The 15,858-nt window shown below is 45.6% G+C and carries 13 protein-coding genes; 5 read left to right on the top strand and 8 right to left on the bottom strand.

Annotated elements, in window-relative coordinates; genetic code table 11:
- Positions 1-132: 132 nt before the first annotated feature.
- Positions 133-825 (top strand): type 1 glutamine amidotransferase domain-containing protein, encoded by a 693-nt coding sequence (locus ACYVGR_RS35620; RefSeq protein WP_460965374.1) that lies wholly within the window; start codon positions 133-135, stop codon positions 823-825.
- Positions 826-913: 88 nt separating this feature from the next.
- Here the strand turns inward: ACYVGR_RS35620 and rfbC are convergent, their stop codons facing one another.
- Complete coding sequence (gene rfbC / locus ACYVGR_RS35615; RefSeq protein WP_460965372.1) at positions 914-1,453, bottom strand: dTDP-4-dehydrorhamnose 3,5-epimerase; 540 nt, start codon at positions 1,451-1,453, stop codon at positions 914-916.
- A 110-nt stretch (positions 1,454-1,563) separates the two neighbouring features.
- Between rfbC and pyrF the strand changes: the two genes are divergently transcribed.
- Together pyrF and ACYVGR_RS35605 are read left to right on the top strand one after the other, a co-directional pair.
- Positions 1,564-2,394, top strand: coding sequence for an orotidine-5'-phosphate decarboxylase (pyrF, locus tag ACYVGR_RS35610; RefSeq protein ID WP_460965370.1), 831 nt, complete (start codon positions 1,564-1,566; stop codon positions 2,392-2,394).
- Between the two features lie 104 nt (positions 2,395-2,498).
- On the top strand, positions 2,499-3,788 hold the full coding sequence (locus ACYVGR_RS35605) for a DUF2851 family protein (protein WP_460965369.1): 1,290 nt from the start codon (positions 2,499-2,501) through the stop codon (positions 3,786-3,788).
- Positions 3,789-3,849: 61 nt separating this feature from the next.
- Here the strand turns inward: ACYVGR_RS35605 and ACYVGR_RS35600 are convergent, their stop codons facing one another.
- The 6 genes from ACYVGR_RS35600 to ACYVGR_RS35575 all read right to left on the bottom strand — a co-directional run bounded on the left by ACYVGR_RS35600 (position 3,850) and on the right by ACYVGR_RS35575 (position 12,929).
- Positions 3,850-5,175, bottom strand: coding sequence for a Gfo/Idh/MocA family protein (locus tag ACYVGR_RS35600; RefSeq protein WP_460965367.1), 1,326 nt, complete (start codon positions 5,173-5,175; stop codon positions 3,850-3,852).
- Positions 5,176-5,241: 66 nt separating this feature from the next.
- The gene (locus tag ACYVGR_RS35595) at positions 5,242-5,985 is read right to left on the bottom strand and encodes a 3-keto-disaccharide hydrolase (protein WP_460965365.1); all 744 of its coding nucleotides are present in this window, start codon (positions 5,983-5,985) and stop codon (positions 5,242-5,244) included.
- A gap of 95 nt (positions 5,986-6,080) precedes the next feature.
- Positions 6,081-7,031, bottom strand: a complete 951-nt coding sequence (locus tag ACYVGR_RS35590) for a sugar phosphate isomerase/epimerase family protein (RefSeq protein WP_460965363.1) — start codon at positions 7,029-7,031, stop codon at positions 6,081-6,083.
- Positions 7,032-7,206: 175 nt separating this feature from the next.
- Positions 7,207-8,913 carry a RagB/SusD family nutrient uptake outer membrane protein gene (locus tag ACYVGR_RS35585; RefSeq protein ID WP_460965361.1) on the bottom strand — a complete coding sequence of 569 codons (1,707 nt, stop codon included), beginning with the start codon at positions 8,911-8,913 and terminating at the stop codon, positions 7,207-7,209.
- Positions 8,914-8,947: 34 nt separating this feature from the next.
- Positions 8,948-12,088 (bottom strand): SusC/RagA family TonB-linked outer membrane protein, encoded by a 3,141-nt coding sequence (locus ACYVGR_RS35580; RefSeq protein WP_460965359.1) that lies wholly within the window; start codon positions 12,086-12,088, stop codon positions 8,948-8,950.
- Between the two features lie 25 nt (positions 12,089-12,113).
- Positions 12,114-12,929: a FecR family protein gene (locus ACYVGR_RS35575; protein WP_460965357.1), complete on the bottom strand. Its 816-nt coding sequence runs from the start codon at positions 12,927-12,929 to the stop codon at positions 12,114-12,116.
- Between the two features lie 575 nt (positions 12,930-13,504).
- Here ACYVGR_RS35575 and ACYVGR_RS35570 point away from each other — a divergent pair.
- The gene (locus ACYVGR_RS35570) at positions 13,505-14,296 is read left to right on the top strand and encodes a hypothetical protein (protein ID WP_460965355.1); all 792 of its coding nucleotides are present in this window, start codon (positions 13,505-13,507) and stop codon (positions 14,294-14,296) included.
- Positions 14,297-14,359: 63 nt separating this feature from the next.
- On the opposite strand, the gene ACYVGR_RS35565 is transcribed toward ACYVGR_RS35570, so the two are convergent.
- Positions 14,360-14,803, bottom strand: a complete 444-nt coding sequence (locus ACYVGR_RS35565) for an OsmC family protein (protein WP_460965353.1) — start codon at positions 14,801-14,803, stop codon at positions 14,360-14,362.
- A gap of 221 nt (positions 14,804-15,024) precedes the next feature.
- Here ACYVGR_RS35565 and ACYVGR_RS35560 point away from each other — a divergent pair, with 221 nt between their 5' ends.
- Positions 15,025-15,810: a hypothetical protein gene (locus ACYVGR_RS35560; RefSeq protein ID WP_460965352.1), complete on the top strand. Its 786-nt coding sequence runs from the start codon at positions 15,025-15,027 to the stop codon at positions 15,808-15,810.
- Positions 15,811-15,858 lie beyond the last annotated feature (48 nt).

Below are 15,858 nucleotides of genomic sequence, written 5' to 3'. Positions count from 1 at the left end.
TCTATAAAAAGTAAAAAGATTGGCTAATCAATTCAGAGTAAGTCACTCACCATAGATGGTTTTACTATAAACCGTTTATCTTCGTCCCGAAGTGTCGGTTAGTTACCATAATCTGCCATTGCTTATCTGCTCATGGACCCTATTTACCGCGCGCTAATTGTCTGCACAAATCATACGGATTATCCGACAAAACCTCATAAAACGGGCTTGTGGTTAAGTGAGGCAACCCACTTTTATGATGAGTTAGCCGGACGGAACCTACCTTATGATATTGCGAGTCCTGTAGGTGGCACTATACCAATTGATGAGAAGAGTATTGAGCGACGTGATACGATCAACGAAAAATGGTCGCATGATCCAACATTTCGTTCGAAACTAGAAAACTCCCTAAAACTAGATGATGTTGATCCGGCTAATTACCAGATCGTTTATTTCACGGGAGGTCATGGTACCATGTGGGATTTTCCGAATAATCAGGCGCTTCAACGAATAACCCAGCAGATTTATGAGGGTGGTGGTATGGTAGCTGCTGTTTGCCACGGTGTAAGTGCACTGCTGAATGTTACTTTGTCGGATGGCTCGCTTCTAATAGATAATCGGCAAGTAACGGGTTTTTCGAATATGGAAGAAAAGCTTGTGCGACTTGACGAAGAAGTCCCATTTTCTCTTGAAGATGCTTTAAAACAGCGAAAAGCGCTATACAGCAAGGGCCTTATTCCCTTTCTACCTTACATTGAAGTCGACGAACGATTGGTAACGGGGCAAAACCCGTTGTCGGCTCGGAAAGTTGGCCGGAAGGTATTGGAAGAAATGTATGAGAAGTGAGTGATGATGTAAGGTCTATGATATAGAATGTATAATGTATTCTTCCGTCTAACTATACCATACATCCTATATCATAGACTGAATCAGACTATGCTTCCGGTAAAACCTCACGTAGGGTTTTTAACTCCTGATCTTTTTCCGAAACAATAGGATTTTCTACTCCCCAATTGATATTCAAGTCTGGATCATTCCAAATAATACCTGATTCGGAGGCTTTGTTATAAACGTTCGTGCATTTATAACTGAATATGCTGTCTTCTAGTGCTACAAAGCCATGGGCAAAGCCTTCTGGAATATAGGCCATATTAGCCAGCTTAGCATCTAGCAAGAATGTTTCGTATTGGCCAAATGTTGGCGAGTCCGGCCGTAAGTCAACGGCTACATCCAAGACCTGACCTGTAATTACCCGAACTAATTTTCCCTGAGCGAAGGGTGCATTTTGCATATGTAACCCACGTAGAACGCCTTTTACAGAGAATGACTGATTGTCCTGCACAAACTCCATAGGCAGGCCCAGTGATACGAAAAGAGGTTTATTGTAAGACTCGAAAAAATGGCCGCGTTCATCTTCAAATACGCGTGGAATCAATTCAATCAGGCCCTCAATGGCAGTTTGCCGAACTTGCATAGTAAGTGGAATTTCTAATTTCGAAGGTCTATAAGGGACAAATTTATGAAACCGACACTGTAAGTTGTAATTTTGAGCATAATCTTTTCGTTCGTGATTCCCACTTCAGCATGACTTATTCGGAGTTAAGTAATCTGATTTTTCAAAAGCAGTCTTATTTGTGTGTTGGTTTAGATACCGATCCTCGTAAGCTCCCGCATCATCTGCTAACCGAACCTGATCCGGTTTTTGCCTTCAACAAAGCAATTATTGATGCTACTGCCGATTTTGCTGTAGCCTATAAACCCAACATTGCTTTTTACGAAGCACAGGGACCACGAGGCTGGGAGAGTCTTCAGAAAACACTGGATTATATTCCGGCCGATTGCTTTACAATTGCTGATGCCAAACGGGGAGATATCGGTAACACATCAGATTTGTATGCCCGTACTTTCTTTGATCCCGAAGCGGCTGGGCTGTCTTTTGATTCTGTAACAGTAGCCCCTTATATGGGTCATGATTCGGTCTTGCCCTTTCTAGCCTATGAAAACAAGTGGGTCATTCTTCTGGCGCTTACATCCAATCCCGGAAGCGCCGATTTTCAGCGCCAACAAGTGGGTGATCAGGAGCTATTTGAATTGGTTATGGAAGCTGCCCATAACTGGGCTGGAGCAGATAAGTTAATGTTTGTTGTTGGAGCTACTCAAGCAAATGAATTAAGCCGTATTCGAGAACTCGCTCCTGATAATTTCCTGCTTGTACCTGGTGTAGGTGCCCAGGGAGGGAGCCTGGAAGATGTATCCCGGCGAGGTTTAACCGCTGCCGGTGGGCTGTTAGTGAATGCGTCGAGAAGTATCTTATATGCTTCTAATGGAGTAGATTTTGCCGATAAGGCACGAGCTGAAGCCAGTAGTTTACAGAAAGAAATGGCCAAGTATTTGGCTGATGTCATTAAGAATTAAGCTGTAGGATATTAGCAGGTATATTAGTTGGATAATTATGTTTACATTGGGCTGTACTTGGCGTTTCAATGGAGACCTATCTATTACTAATTAACTGCTGACCCGTGCCTGAAATTTTCCTTTATTTTATTTGGCAGTTCCAGTATTTCACTAAAAATAAACTGATAACTACTGATGGCGAATTTATTCAGGTTCTCCATCCTGGGTTTCGGAATAATAACGCGGGACCAGATTTTACCAATGCCCGGTTATTAATCAATGACGTAGAGTGGGTGGGTACCGTTGAAATGCATACCCGAACATCGGATTGGCTTGTGCATCGGCATCAATACGATCGTGCCTACGATAATGTTATCCTACATGTCGTCTGGCAAGATGACCGGGCAACCAATGGCGCTCAGGTTGATCGTGCTAATGGTACTCCGCTACCCACCCTTGAACTCCAATCCCTCATCGATCCTACCTTGCTGGATCGATATAAGTTATTAAGTAATTCGGTAGAGGCTATTCCATGTGCTGGGCAATTTCGCAACATAACGCCTTTACGCATCACATCTATGCTAGATAAGGCTATGATGCAACGCTTGGAGCGTAAAGCCTCAGACGTTCAGAAGATAGTTGAGCAGACAGGTGGCGATTGGGAGGAAACAGCCTATCGATTGCTGGCCATAAACATGGGTTTCAAAATCAATGCTGACCCGATGGCGCAACTCAGCCGTACTATCCCTTTAAAGGCAATACTGAAACATCGGGACGTACTGGCACAAGTTGAGGCAATATTATTTGGGGTGGCTGGATTATTGGAGGTTGATGAACCGGAGGAATACACGAAAATGCTTCAGCGCGAATACCGGTTTATGGCCGCCAAATATGCGCTAGCTGATAAAGAGATGCCAGCTCATATATGGAAGTGGGGGAGGCTGCGACCAGCTAATTTTCCTACACTACGATTGGCCCAGTTCGCTCGTTTGGTAACGCACCATGCTAGTTTATTTTCGCTCTTTGTAGGTACACCCGATGTTGAACGATTGCTTAAAGCCCTACAGATAATACCTTCTGATTATTGGCTGACGCACTATCGTTTTGGGAAAGAAACAGACAAAGGGGCTCCTGCCTTAGGATTAACCTCAGCCGAGAATATTGTAATTAATACAGCAGTACCCTTGTTGGCTGCGTATGCTCATCATCGGGATCAGCCAGCGTATATTGATCGGGCGATTGAATTGCTGGAAAAGCTTTCGGCAGAAAAAAACCACCTGACCGAAAACTGGGACACCCTTGGACTAGGTATTCGCACGGCTTTCGATTCACAGGCGGCCATTGAACTCTATAATGAGTTTTGTGCACTAAAAAAGTGCCTGAGTTGCCAGATCGGCGCAGCACTGTTGAAATGATGTAGGCTATATGATGTGTTTTTACTGTATACATCATATAGCCTACATCATACATAAAAAACTAGCTTATCACCATGTCATGCTTGGTTGAATCCCAGGTTACGCGCTTGCCGGTATGCAGAGCCGTTGTAGCCATGATGTTGGCAACTGAGTGATTGAAGCCCACCCGAGCTGGTGCATTTGTCTCTTTCCGGCTACGAATACATTCCATCCAGTTCAGCATGTGTAGCGAGGTCATTGGATCGCCCCCGGTGTTAGCCGATGTTTCCATTTTGGCCGCTTCGCCAAGTGACATGGTTGGCAGAAGATTCGCCTGCATGTTCATGTCTTTGGCATATTTCGCTTCCAGACCACCCTCGGGCGAAATTTTGTTCGTGTCGAGGTTAATCATACCACCGTTCGAGAAGTAGTATTCTTTTACACCACCAGCTTCGTTGTTCATCCGAGAGGAGTACAACACCTGGAAGCCCTTGGTTTTATCATTGTCTGGGCCGTAATCGAAGACCGCCGTAAACGTATCTGCATTCACACGACCATCTTTCCAGCTATAAATGCCGCCATTGGCCACTACCGAACGAGGATGGTCTAAACCACTGAACCAGTGTACGGTATCAATCTGGTGCGACATCCACTGACCAGGAATACCTGACGAGTACGGATAGAACAACCGGAACTCCAAATATTTACGTGGATCCCAGGCTGTTTTGGGGCGATTGAGTTGGTAGCGATCCCAGTCAGTATCTTCTTTCCGAATTTCAGACACTAACTTAGGCCGACGCCAGCGACCAGGCTGATTAACGTTCCAGGTCATTTCTACCATGGTAATATCGCCAAACTTACCAGACTTGATGAATTCATTGGCCGAGTGGTAGTTTGGGGCCGACCGACGCTGCGAACCAACCTGTACAATTTTTTTTGATGCTTCTACTGCTTTGACCGCTCGGCGGGCATCATCGAGTGATTCGGCAAATGGCTTTTCGCAATACACATCCCGACCCGATTCTACCGCTGCGGTACAATGTAACGCATGTTGGAAATCGGCGGTGCTAATAATAACGGCATCGACATCCTTACGATCAAGGAGTTCATCGTTATTACGAGCCTTGAAAAAGTTACCGTCTGTATGAGCTTTCCCTTTCAGAAAGGCTTCGGCTTCGTCGCGACGGCGATTCCATAGATCGGAAACGCCTACGAAAGCAAAATTCTGGGCTTTAGCGTGTTCGGCAAAAGCAGGGGCCAGCGATTGCCGGAAGCGATCCGAGAAACCAATGATACCTACACGAACGCGGTCGTTTGAGCCAATGATTCGGGCGTAGCTACTAGCCGAGAAACTCATCCCCAGACCAGCCAAAGCCGATTTTTTTATAAACTCACGGCGATTTTCCATAGAAGTTAACGTGTTTTTAAAAGATACTATAGACAATGATAAAAAGGCTATTCGTCCTGAAGCTACTTAGAGCGTTTTAATCTTCATATTTCGGAAGTATACCCGATTGCCGTGATCCTGAAGCAGGATATGCCCTTTAGGCGCTTCGCCAAAACGGCCATTGGCATTGTATTCGGGAGCTTTATACTTGCTCATGGCAACCAATTCGCGGAACTGTTCGCTACCGCGTTCGTATTCAACGACTTTTTTGCCATTGAGCCAGTGTTCAACGTGTTTGCCTTTCGAAATGACGCGGCCTGTGTTCCACTCGCCAATTGGATTGGCTTTTTTACCACTTGCCGGAATCAGATCGTACAACGAGCCTACCGTGCGGTTCCCGTTCCGACCGAGTTTGGCATCAGGATGTTTATCATCGTCCAATACCTGAAACTCCAGACCAAAAGCTGATCCTTTTGGTTTTGGGCTTTGTTCAGCCACAAAATATTTAACGCCACTATTAGCGCCTTCCGTTAATTTAAAGTCAAAGACAAGGTCGAAATCACTGTATTCGCCATCTGTAACAATATCACCGAAGCTTTCAGATTCTGACCCATTCGATTGTTGGATGGTCAGCATACCATCGGTAACATCCCAACCTTTTGCGGGGAATTTATCTTTGTAAGCGCCCCGCCAGCCATTGGTGGTTTTGCCATCGAACAGCAACTTCCAGCCATCTTTTTTCTCCTGTGCTGTGAGCGTATTAGGTGCCTGTTGAGCTTTGGCGAGTAAACCTGTTACAAGGAGTAATCCTGTTAAAATAAAGTATTTCATTTTTTAAAGGTGATTGGTTGTATCATGAATAACGTGTACTACAGTAGCCAGTAGGCATTTCGCAAAACTATTCACTTTGTCATTCATTCGGCCATTCACAACGGCTGATTTAAGGTTTTGGTAATGTAGTCTTTATTGATTTGAGCGCACTGGATAGGTGTTTTGTCTTTTTCGGGTACACCATCTAGTTCAACAATACCCCAGCCTTTAAACTTGATTTCGTCCAGGGCTTTAAACACCGCCGGAACATTTACATTGCCTCGACCCAGTTCAACGAATTTGTAGGCTTTAGAATCGCCCGGTTTGTCGGGTAGGGGAGACATTGTGTCTTTTAAATGCAAGGCATAAATAATATCTTTATATTGCTTGACCGCCTTTTCAGGTTGGCCACCACCTTGTTTGTAGTGGGCAATGTCGAGCTCTAATTTCACGTATTTCGGATTCATTGCCTGTACAATCACCTCCACCTCTTCTGGCGTTTCGCCCAGTTGGTGCATGTGATTATGATAAGTTGCCTGAATACCTAAATCGGCTGTTTGTTTGCCAATCTCATTCATGACAGTTGCCAGCCGCTTCAATTCTTCGGTCGTTGGAAGTCGGTCTTTTGGGCGAGCTGAGTTCGTTAACTGAATGGCCGAGCCACCAAGTGCTTTTACAAAACTCGCATGGGCTACGTGCATGTCAATCGTACTTTGTTCTTTAGCCGGGTCTATCTCTACATTCCCACTTGAGAACATAGCTAGTGCCAGGTGGTTTTGCTCGAGCAATGCTTTTAATTCAGACGGTTTGGCTTTATAAGGGCCAAAGGCATTAGCCCGAAGCTGGATTCCATGATAACCCAAAGAAGCCAGATCGGAAATCGCTTGTGCATCATTGCCGCCCCAGGTGATGGCGGAGTAAGCGATTTTGAGGCCAGGTACTTTAGCCAGTGCCTGTTCACCAGAAAGGGTTGGTCGAGCCAATAGGCTGTCAACGCCAGCGAACATGGCTAACGCTGATAACCCAGCTTTTGAGAGAAACTGTCGTCTGTTTTCTAACTCGTGCATAATAAGGGGCTATTAATCTATTCAGGTTGTTGTAATTACTATTGACTGTTTAAACGGTAAATCGAAGATTCGTAGAAATAAGCGTTGCCCAATTCTATTCTACTACTAAAAAGGGTGATCAAGAAACAGTTGCTTTCGCCATTTATTCCCTAATCACCCTTTGGTTAGTCAATTTTTAGTATCCTGGGTTCTGTGGGAAACCTGGGCTACCATCAGCGGCTTTATCGCTACGGTCAATTTGCGTTTGTGGAACAGGCCGTAAATTATGAGTCTCCTTAATGGCTGGAGCCGCATCTGGATTGTACAGTTTTACCCGTGCCACCAAATTGCCCCAGCGTTTCAGGTCGAGCCAACGAGTCTGTTCGCCTAATAATTCACGAGCGCGTTCTTCCATCAGGAAGTCCATTGTGGCTTGAGCAGCAGTAATTTCCATCGCCGATTCTTTACCTGTTACAGCAGCCCGACGACGAACCATGTTGATAGCGGTAGCGGCATCGGCCGCTTTCCCTTGCTGAATCAGGGCTTCGGCCAGCATCAAGTAAGTATCAGCTAGTCGAAACACGAGATAATCGCGGCTGCCAGGCTCATAGGTTTTATCAGGGCGAAGTGGGTCCATGAATTTGACTAGCGTCGGGAACAACGAGTTGCTGTACAAACTTGGAACCAGTACCTGATAAGGCTTGGCAGCCCGTTGAGCCAATGTCCATTCTACACCTGGAATGTAAATCGTGGTATCGCCAGCCTTGAAGGTGACGGATTTTTTAGATGTGTCGAACACGTTGGTAAAGGTGCCACCAGATGTATTGCATAACCAGGTATCCCGGAACGTTTTCTTATAGCGCGAATCGTTTACCCGATCCTTGAATACGGTTTCCAATAAATAAGTTGTTGGACGCAGCCGTTTAAAGGGGCGATCATAGGCAATGTCGCGTTGCATACCAGCCTGAACGTCATACTGCATCCCAAACAGTAAATGGAGGTTGTTGCCATTACCGTTTACGGTATTGTCTGAGTTTACGTTCGTTAACGGATCGGAGGTATACTGGACCGACCAGATCACTTCGCTGCTGATTTCACCGGCTCCCTGGGCAAATACGCTGGAAAAATCGGGCAAGAGTTTGAAACCATAGTTATTGATCACATTCTGTGCATAGGTAGCTGATTTAGCATAATCGTCAGCCGCTTTGGCCGATGAGGTTGCCTTAGTCAGGTATACTTTAGCCAGTAAGTTTTCGGCGGCAGCTTTGGTCGCCCGGCCATAATCAGATGATTGCGCTTTATTTTCCAAATCGGGCAAAGAAGCTTCTACGTCGGCGATGATGGATTTATATACATCGGCTTCAGAAGAACGCACAGCTGCTTTCGTTGGGACCAGCGTTTCGGTCAGGCGCAGATCCAAGGGGCCAAACTGCTGAACCAAAATAAAATAATAAAGACCGCGCAAGTATTTGGCTTCGGCTACCCGTTGTTTTTTAACGGCATCGGTCAGGCCGGGTACAGTTGCAGCCCGGCCAATAACAGCATTACAGGTATTAATTCCTTTATAGAGTTCTTCCCAAACCTGCTGGATAATATCTACCGTACCAATGAGCTGAGAATCATAAAGGTGAAATCCTTTATAACTTCCATCAGCGCCTGTTTGATAAAGATCCGTGCCATACTCGGTCATTGTGAGTCCCCGTTCCTGACCATAGAAAGTTCGGATTGAGGAGTAGGCGGCATTAACAGCGGCCTGAAAACCGGCTGTGGTGCTGATATAGTCAGTCCCAATGTTCGAAACAACTACCTCTTTTAAGGTGTCTTTACACCCTGACTGACCAACGAGCATTAGGGCAGCAACCCCTAGTACTCGCAGTGATTTTATTGACAATTTATAGTTCATTTTTTTAGATTTTAACTGGCGCAAAAGCCCATTATTAAAATTTGATGTTCAGGCCGAAAGTCGTTACGCGGGTAGCTGGTGTAACATCACTGTTTACGTTACCATCTGCCGACTCAGGGTCGATACCGTTATATTTCGAGCGGTAGCTTGAGAAAATGAATGGCTGCTGTATGCTGCTATAAATGCGGAGCGATTGCATGCCCAGTTTCTGTGCAATGTGCGATGGGAATGTGTATCCGAAATTGATGTTCCGAACTTTCACAAACGAGCCATCGAAGTAGATGAACGAGGTGTTGTAAATTGGGAACTCCTGGTTGAAGTTAGGTCGTGGGAACGCGTTCGTTGGGTTGTTTGGAGTCCAGTAATCGACAACGATCTGGTTATAACGACCCTGTAATGTCAGATTGTTCTGGTGGAACTTACTAACAATAGTTTGACCGATCCGGGCAAAAATAAAGAACGACAAGTCGAAACCTTTATAACTGAACCGGTTCGTGATACCACCCTGCCATTTTGGAATATCGTTTCCAACAAGTACCCGGTCGTTTGCCGTAATTTTTCCATCGCCGTCGGTATCCTGTAATTTAACTTGTCCAGGTGTAAACCCGAATGATTTGGCCTGATCGGCTTCGGAGGTTTGCCAGATACCAATTTTCTTATAATCGAAGTAAGAGTTGAGTGGCTGACCAATGAACCATCGGTTACCGGTATCATCTATTTTACCATTGTACAAAGACAAAATGGCTTCGGTGTTTTTATAGTAGGTTAAGTCTGTTGACCATTTGAAACCACTTTTGGTATTTACGTTCACCGTTGACACGGTTAATTCGATACCCCGGTTGCGGGTTTCGCCTACGTTACGCGTAACGGCATTAAAGCCTGTAGAAGATGGCAGATAATCGGAGAGCAGCAGATCGGTTGTATTTGTTTGATAAATCTCAGCCGAACCCGCTACCCGTCCACGCCAGAGCGAAAAGTCAACCCCGAAGTTTTTGGTGGTCGATGTTTCCCATTTCAAATCAGGGTTACCAATGCTGTTAGGACGATATCCAAAAGCGCCAACGGCATTCCATGCGTAAACCGTACGACCTAATAATCCCTGGGTTTGGTAAGGAGAAACCCCTTGGTTACCTGTTGCACCATAACTAACGCGGAGCTTAAGTTGGTCGAGCCAGCTTACATTTTTCAGGAAGTCTTCGTTGCTCATATTCCAGGCAAGAGCCAGACCAGGGAAGTTACCATACTTGGTATTTTCACCAAAGCGGCTTGAACCATCGCGACGAATGGTGGCTGTCAACAGATATTTATCGTTGTAAGCATAGTTAACCCTAGCCATGTACGAGTTAATCGTCCACTGCGTAAGTCCACTACCAACGCCTGTTACAAGACTTGCGCTTTTTTCGTTGAAAAATTGCTGCGTTTCTACAGGCACACCTTGAACCGAGCTGTTGTTGAATTCAAAATTGTCGCGCTGGATAGATTGCAAAGCTGTTACACCCAACGAGTGTTTTCCGAACTCCTTGTTGTACGTTAAGATGTTCTCGATTACGTAGTTAAAGCCGTATTGGTTGTTGACCGATGCCGTTGGGTTTCCTCCTTTGATATCATTCGTTTGAGCACCCGTGAAACGACCAGCCCGTTGTACACTAAAGTCCGGTCCGAAATTGATCCGGTATTTCAAGCCATCCAGGATGTTGGCTTCCGCATAGATCGCGTTAAAAATTCGGTATTTTTTGGTTTCGTCAACCTGAGCACCTGGCACCAATTCGGCCATTGGATTGGTCAGCAAAGCGTCGCTTGTTTGGGCAAAGATCAGGTTCCCGTTGTCATCGTACGCTTTGGCAAGTGGGTTCTGACTTAGTGTATAACCATATGGGTTTCGGTTGGCACCATTTCGGAGGCTATAGACTAAATTCGAAGAAATACCAATTTTAAGAACTTTATTGATCTGGTGATCAATATTGACCCGAAGCGATGTTCGGGTATAATCCAGGCCTGGAATGATCCCTTTATCCTTGAAAAAACTACCGGACACATAAAACTGCGTCTTTTCATTACCCCCCTGAACGCCCAGCGAGTGGTTTTGCTGGAAGCCTTGCCGAATCATCATATCCTGATAATCGGTTGTGCGATTGTTAGCAATCCCATCCAGTTCGATTGGCTCGAATAATTTCGAGTCGGCATAGGCATCAGTTGTTCCTGTTGGTACAACATTGCCATTGGCATCTTTGTAAGTACCAACTGTCCGGCGCGATTCGCGCTTCAACTCAGCATATCCAGCTCCATCATACAGGTGAACTTTGTCGAGAGCATTGGTAAAGCCGACATAATTGTCGTAGCTAACGACTGTTTTACCCTTGGGAGCACCCCGTTTGGTCGTGATCAGGACCACGCCGTTAGCACCCCTCGCCCCATAAATAGCAGTTGAGGTAGCATCTTTCAGAATTTCGGTAGAAGCCACATCGTTCGGGTTGAAATCTTCGTAACCACCTGATACAAAATCGAATGGACGGCTCGATGATAACTCGTTTCGATCGCCAGTCAGTGGGATACCGTCTACTACATAAAGCGGGTTATTACTAGCATTAAATGAACGACGACCCCGGATCAGAATTTTCGGAGTGGTGCCTGGTTTACTACCCGATTGCGCTACGTCGACCCCAGCTACCCGGCCTTGCAATGCCTGACCAATGTTAGTGATCGGCATCTCAGTAATTTGCTTGGAGCTTACCGAAGAAATAGCACCAGTTAGCTGACTCTTCTTCTGCGTACCATAACCAACTACGACAACTTCGTTCAACGTCTTATCATCGGAGTTTAGTCGAATATCAACCGTTGATTTGTTACCGACAACCACTTCCTCGGCCCGGAAACCAACCGACGAAAATACGAGCGTTACTGCACCAGTTGGAATTGCAATTTTATACGTACCGCTGGCATCGGTAGTGGTACCCCGTGAACTACCTTTTACGGCTACGTTAACACCTGGTAGCGGACTATTATCGTCGGACGATACGACTTTACCCGTCACTGTGCGCTCCTGCGCTGGGTTTTCGATCAGAAACCGGGAGGAGGGTGGCGCGCTGAACGCCGGTTGGCTAACCAGCGCGAGCGCTGTTAGGCCGAGCAAAGGAAGCCACGCTCGCCGTGGCGGTTGGGTAATTGTTGTCTGCATTGTAGGTTCAAGTAAGAGTTAATTGTTAAGGTAAAGACTTGGCTAAACCCGCGATTATCTGGATCGAATCGCCGGGTTGAAGCTGAATGGATTGCTGTTCTTTCAGAAGTAAGTTCATGTTCCCGGAAGTCAGGGCTACACAGGTTCCAGTAGAGCGTTGTCTTACGCGAAAAATGGTGCCAACTGCTTCTATTGTAAAGTCGGGCAAATGAACTCGGAACAATCGGGCTGATGATGTATCATTCCGGTGCGTAACCGAAAAATCGGCTTCACCTTTCAGCCAGACTGCCCTGGGGGTTTCTTCGTTCCATTGACGTGCATACCGTACTGAACTATTCGGTTGCAGGGTCATGGTTGAGTTATCGGGTAATCGGATTAGGCGGGTTTGGTTGGCAGGTGTACTAATCGTTGATACGCATTGATTAGGACCATACTGCATCCATAGTGCCCAGCCAATTAAAAGCATGACACCCATTAGGGCCGCTACCGTTCGCATAAAATACCACCACCCAACAACTGCCCGTACATCAGGCTGAAGCGGACGGAGATCTTCCATCGTTTGAAGCGATTCCCGGATTCGCCCCCATACCGACGAAATCTCATCGGTTGATAAAGCTGGCAATCGAGGCTGACTGGCTTCCTGAATCAGGTTACGAGCTGATTCAACGGTTTCAGTACAGTCTGGATTCTGCGAAAGCCAGTTTTGCCAATACGCTGCTACCTCATCGTCGTCGGGATGTTGCACCCAACGCACGAACAGGTCATCAAGGGCGAGCTCCTCAATGGTATAAGCAGAGTAGGGCTTATGGGACACGGTATATAGCTGTTTCGTGTAGGCCAAAGCGTCAGATATAAGGGTTTCTACTTATTAAAAACATCACCTAAGGGCGGAGTAATCGCCAGATACAATGGGATTAATTATGGATTATTCTTCGATATGGCTTTGTTATGTACTATTATTCTTTGAAAAAATTCTAGTATGATATTCTGAAAAAAATCGGACATAAAGAATAATTTATCGCACTTTTTTTACGCAAGCGTTACCGGGAACGTTCCCGGATAGGAAAACAGCAAGATTTTTTTGTCGCTTAGGGAGAGATTAAGACCAGATTAACGATTTTTTGAACGAGCCCGTAATCGGGGATAATTTGCTGATTTTTGTACTTAGCTAAGAAATGGCTAGTGTGTTAATTGGCTTCTATTTACTTTTATCTGTCACTTATAATATCCCACAAAAAGAATAGACTTGTTTTTGTGTCTACTTTGGCAACTCTTATGATCGATTTAAAGAGGGGCTGCCAGCAGTTTTTCGACAGAAATCCAGACTGTAGTGAGTGTAAGTTGTAGATAGGGGCGGGTCTTATCAGAACCATTGTGACCGGGCACAGTTATTAGCTAACCAACTGTGTGAAAACTATGCGATTAGGATGGATTCTAACTTTACCTTGTCTACTTTGGCTTTATATCGGTACGGCAGTTTGGGCCCAGCCAACCGCTGTTATCGACAAGCCTACTCACTTACAGAGCGTTACTAAACCAGATACATTACACAGTGCTCGTCCTAAATCGTTGACATTTACAGCTTCGACCGACCAGCGTTTTTTTTTCTTTAATGATACACGTAATGATAATGGTCGACGGATGCCGGTTAGCATGTATGGAGTCAGGGCGGGCTTTTTATTTCCCGCTCAGCATGATCGGCCAGCTTTACGAGGAGGTCGATTGGCTAGTTTCAAGGCTGGGGCTGGCTTTTATTTCATAAACCAAAGGCTTGATGAACCTGGATTATTGCCGAATACATCCGAATCAGTTACGCGCCATTTGCGTATCGCTACGGTGTATTATGAGCGTTACCTGTATCGCCGGAAAGCTTTCGAAATAAGTATGCCGATTGAATTTGGCTATGGGCACTCACGCTATGAACTTGATGATGATCAGGCAAATCGGCATGAGGTGGCAAGAGGGGTTTTTCTGCCGCTTGGTGTAGGAGTAGATGCTGCTTATCATTTCCCAACTGTACGTTGGTTGAGGCCCTTACACTGGTTTGGTATTAACTTTTTGGCTGGCTACCGATTTATCTTAAAAAAAGATATTCCAGATAGCCAAATCAATTATACCGGTTTATATATATCCGTGGGGCCGTCGTTCTTCCTCGAAAATCTGACTGCGGATATTAAGTATTGGCGACAAAAACGGAAAAAGAAATAAGATGATATAGGATGTATGATATATCCCTATGCGTTAAATACATCATACATCCTATATCATACATTAAACTTCTACTCCTGTTTCCCACCGAATACTCACGGCTTGCTCAAGATCAGGGTGTAAGCTAATAGCAACGGGGCAGGTATGGGCAATTTTTTCAAGCCGGGCACGAGTTTCATCGTCGGGTAAAAAAGCGTCACCTTCCCGATTCGCGCGGAGCGTTAAGTTAACTTCGATGCGGGCAATACGACGGGGAGGTTGCGTGGTCATCACTTTCGTTACATCGAGTTCGCTCCCGGTTAAATCGATGCCATCGCGACGGGCAAAAATGGCCATCGTTGTAATAATGCAGGAGCCCAGTGCGTTAGCCACCAGATCAGTTGGTGAGAACGCTTCACCCATGCCCTGGTTATCGGTAGGAGCATCGGTGTTAATATGCGTACCCGATTGAAGATGGACACAATCGGTACGCAGGCCACCCAGGTAATCAATGTGAATCGTTGCCATATAAAAAACGTATATCGTTTAGAGTAAATCACAAATCTCGCTGCTTACATTGGTAACAGCTAATGGTAAGCAGCCTCCGTTACCTAAATCGCCTATCTGCGATGGCTTCGGACTCTGTTTAAGCCTAAACATAAAAAGAACGATGTAGTTACGCTAATTGTGGTCTCTGATTTTGTGAATAATCAGTAAAATGAGTAGCTTTAATTCAGGATTTTACCGAAATGCGAACACTATACACAGTATTTGGACTTGCGTTAAGCTGTCTCCTCTTGTCGGGCCAGGTTTCTAATGCGCAAAATGTCGACAGCGAAGAGGATAGCTACCATACCATAACAACATTTGGGTTGACTACCAACACGAATTCGGGTATTATCGGTGGCTTTGCCTTCCGGCAATCTCGTTTATTGTCGAATAAACTGTACGGCATGCCGCAGTATAGTTATCTTAGTGTTGAGCTTGTCAATGTAAAACATCCGAAAGAGATCCAATCCTCTGTCAATTCGATTAGCTCTCGCTATATCAGCGGAAAAGAAAACTATCTGTTCGTCCTGCGCCCTTCTTACGGCCGGGAAGTGAAACTGTTTCAGCGCAATAGCGATGAAGGAATTGCCGTAAGTGGCATATTGGCCGGGGGGCCTTCGCTCGGTATTATTAAGCCTTATTATCTGGAAGTATCCTATGGCAACTCGTCCCGAACTGTACCTGCTTCACAAGTAAATGGCTATATGACGCCCACTGGCGAAACGGTAGTAGGTGCTGGCGGCTTTTTTCAAGGCCTCGATCAGTCGAAGCTCACCGTCGGATTGAACGTAAAAGCAGCTTTGAGTTTTGAACTGAGTTCTTTCAGGGCCAATACAACAGGTATTGAAATTGGTTTCTTAGCCGAAGTGTTCCCCAATAAAATTGTCATTATTCCCAACCAAAGCGCAACGGGTAATCGGGAAGATGGCAATCGTAACTTCTTCACGTCGGCCTATCTTACTTTATTTTTTGGGGGTAAGAAATAGATAGCAAGGAGCAGGGAGCGCGGAGTTGGGCTGGTAAAACCGTGCGCC

It is taken from the genome of Spirosoma litoris, assembly GCF_054776755.1.
The sequence above is the reverse complement of the archived record's forward strand: the minus strand, read 5'-3'. Positions and strand labels throughout refer to the sequence as shown.

Coding starts and splice junctions, on each gene's coding strand:
- pyrF (WP_460965370.1), top strand. CDS start 1,564: ATGACTTATTCGGAGTTAAGTAATCTGATTTTTCAAAAGCAGTCTTAT.
- ACYVGR_RS35590 (WP_460965363.1), bottom strand. CDS start 7,031: ATGCACGAGTTAGAAAACAGACGACAGTTTCTCTCAAAAGCTGGGTTA.
- ACYVGR_RS35595 (WP_460965365.1), bottom strand. CDS start 5,985: ATGAAATACTTTATTTTAACAGGATTACTCCTTGTAACAGGTTTACTC.
- ACYVGR_RS35570 (WP_460965355.1), top strand. CDS start 13,505: ATGCGATTAGGATGGATTCTAACTTTACCTTGTCTACTTTGGCTTTAT.
- ACYVGR_RS35580 (WP_460965359.1), bottom strand. CDS start 12,088: ATGCAGACAACAATTACCCAACCGCCACGGCGAGCGTGGCTTCCTTTG.
- rfbC (WP_460965372.1), bottom strand. CDS start 1,453: ATGCAAGTTCGGCAAACTGCCATTGAGGGCCTGATTGAATTGATTCCA.
- ACYVGR_RS35620 (WP_460965374.1), top strand. CDS start 133: ATGGACCCTATTTACCGCGCGCTAATTGTCTGCACAAATCATACGGAT.
- ACYVGR_RS35600 (WP_460965367.1), bottom strand. CDS start 5,175: ATGGAAAATCGCCGTGAGTTTATAAAAAAATCGGCTTTGGCTGGTCTG.
- ACYVGR_RS35560 (WP_460965352.1), top strand. CDS start 15,025: ATGCGAACACTATACACAGTATTTGGACTTGCGTTAAGCTGTCTCCTC.
- ACYVGR_RS35565 (WP_460965353.1), bottom strand. CDS start 14,803: ATGGCAACGATTCACATTGATTACCTGGGTGGCCTGCGTACCGATTGT.
- ACYVGR_RS35585 (WP_460965361.1), bottom strand. CDS start 8,913: ATGAACTATAAATTGTCAATAAAATCACTGCGAGTACTAGGGGTTGCT.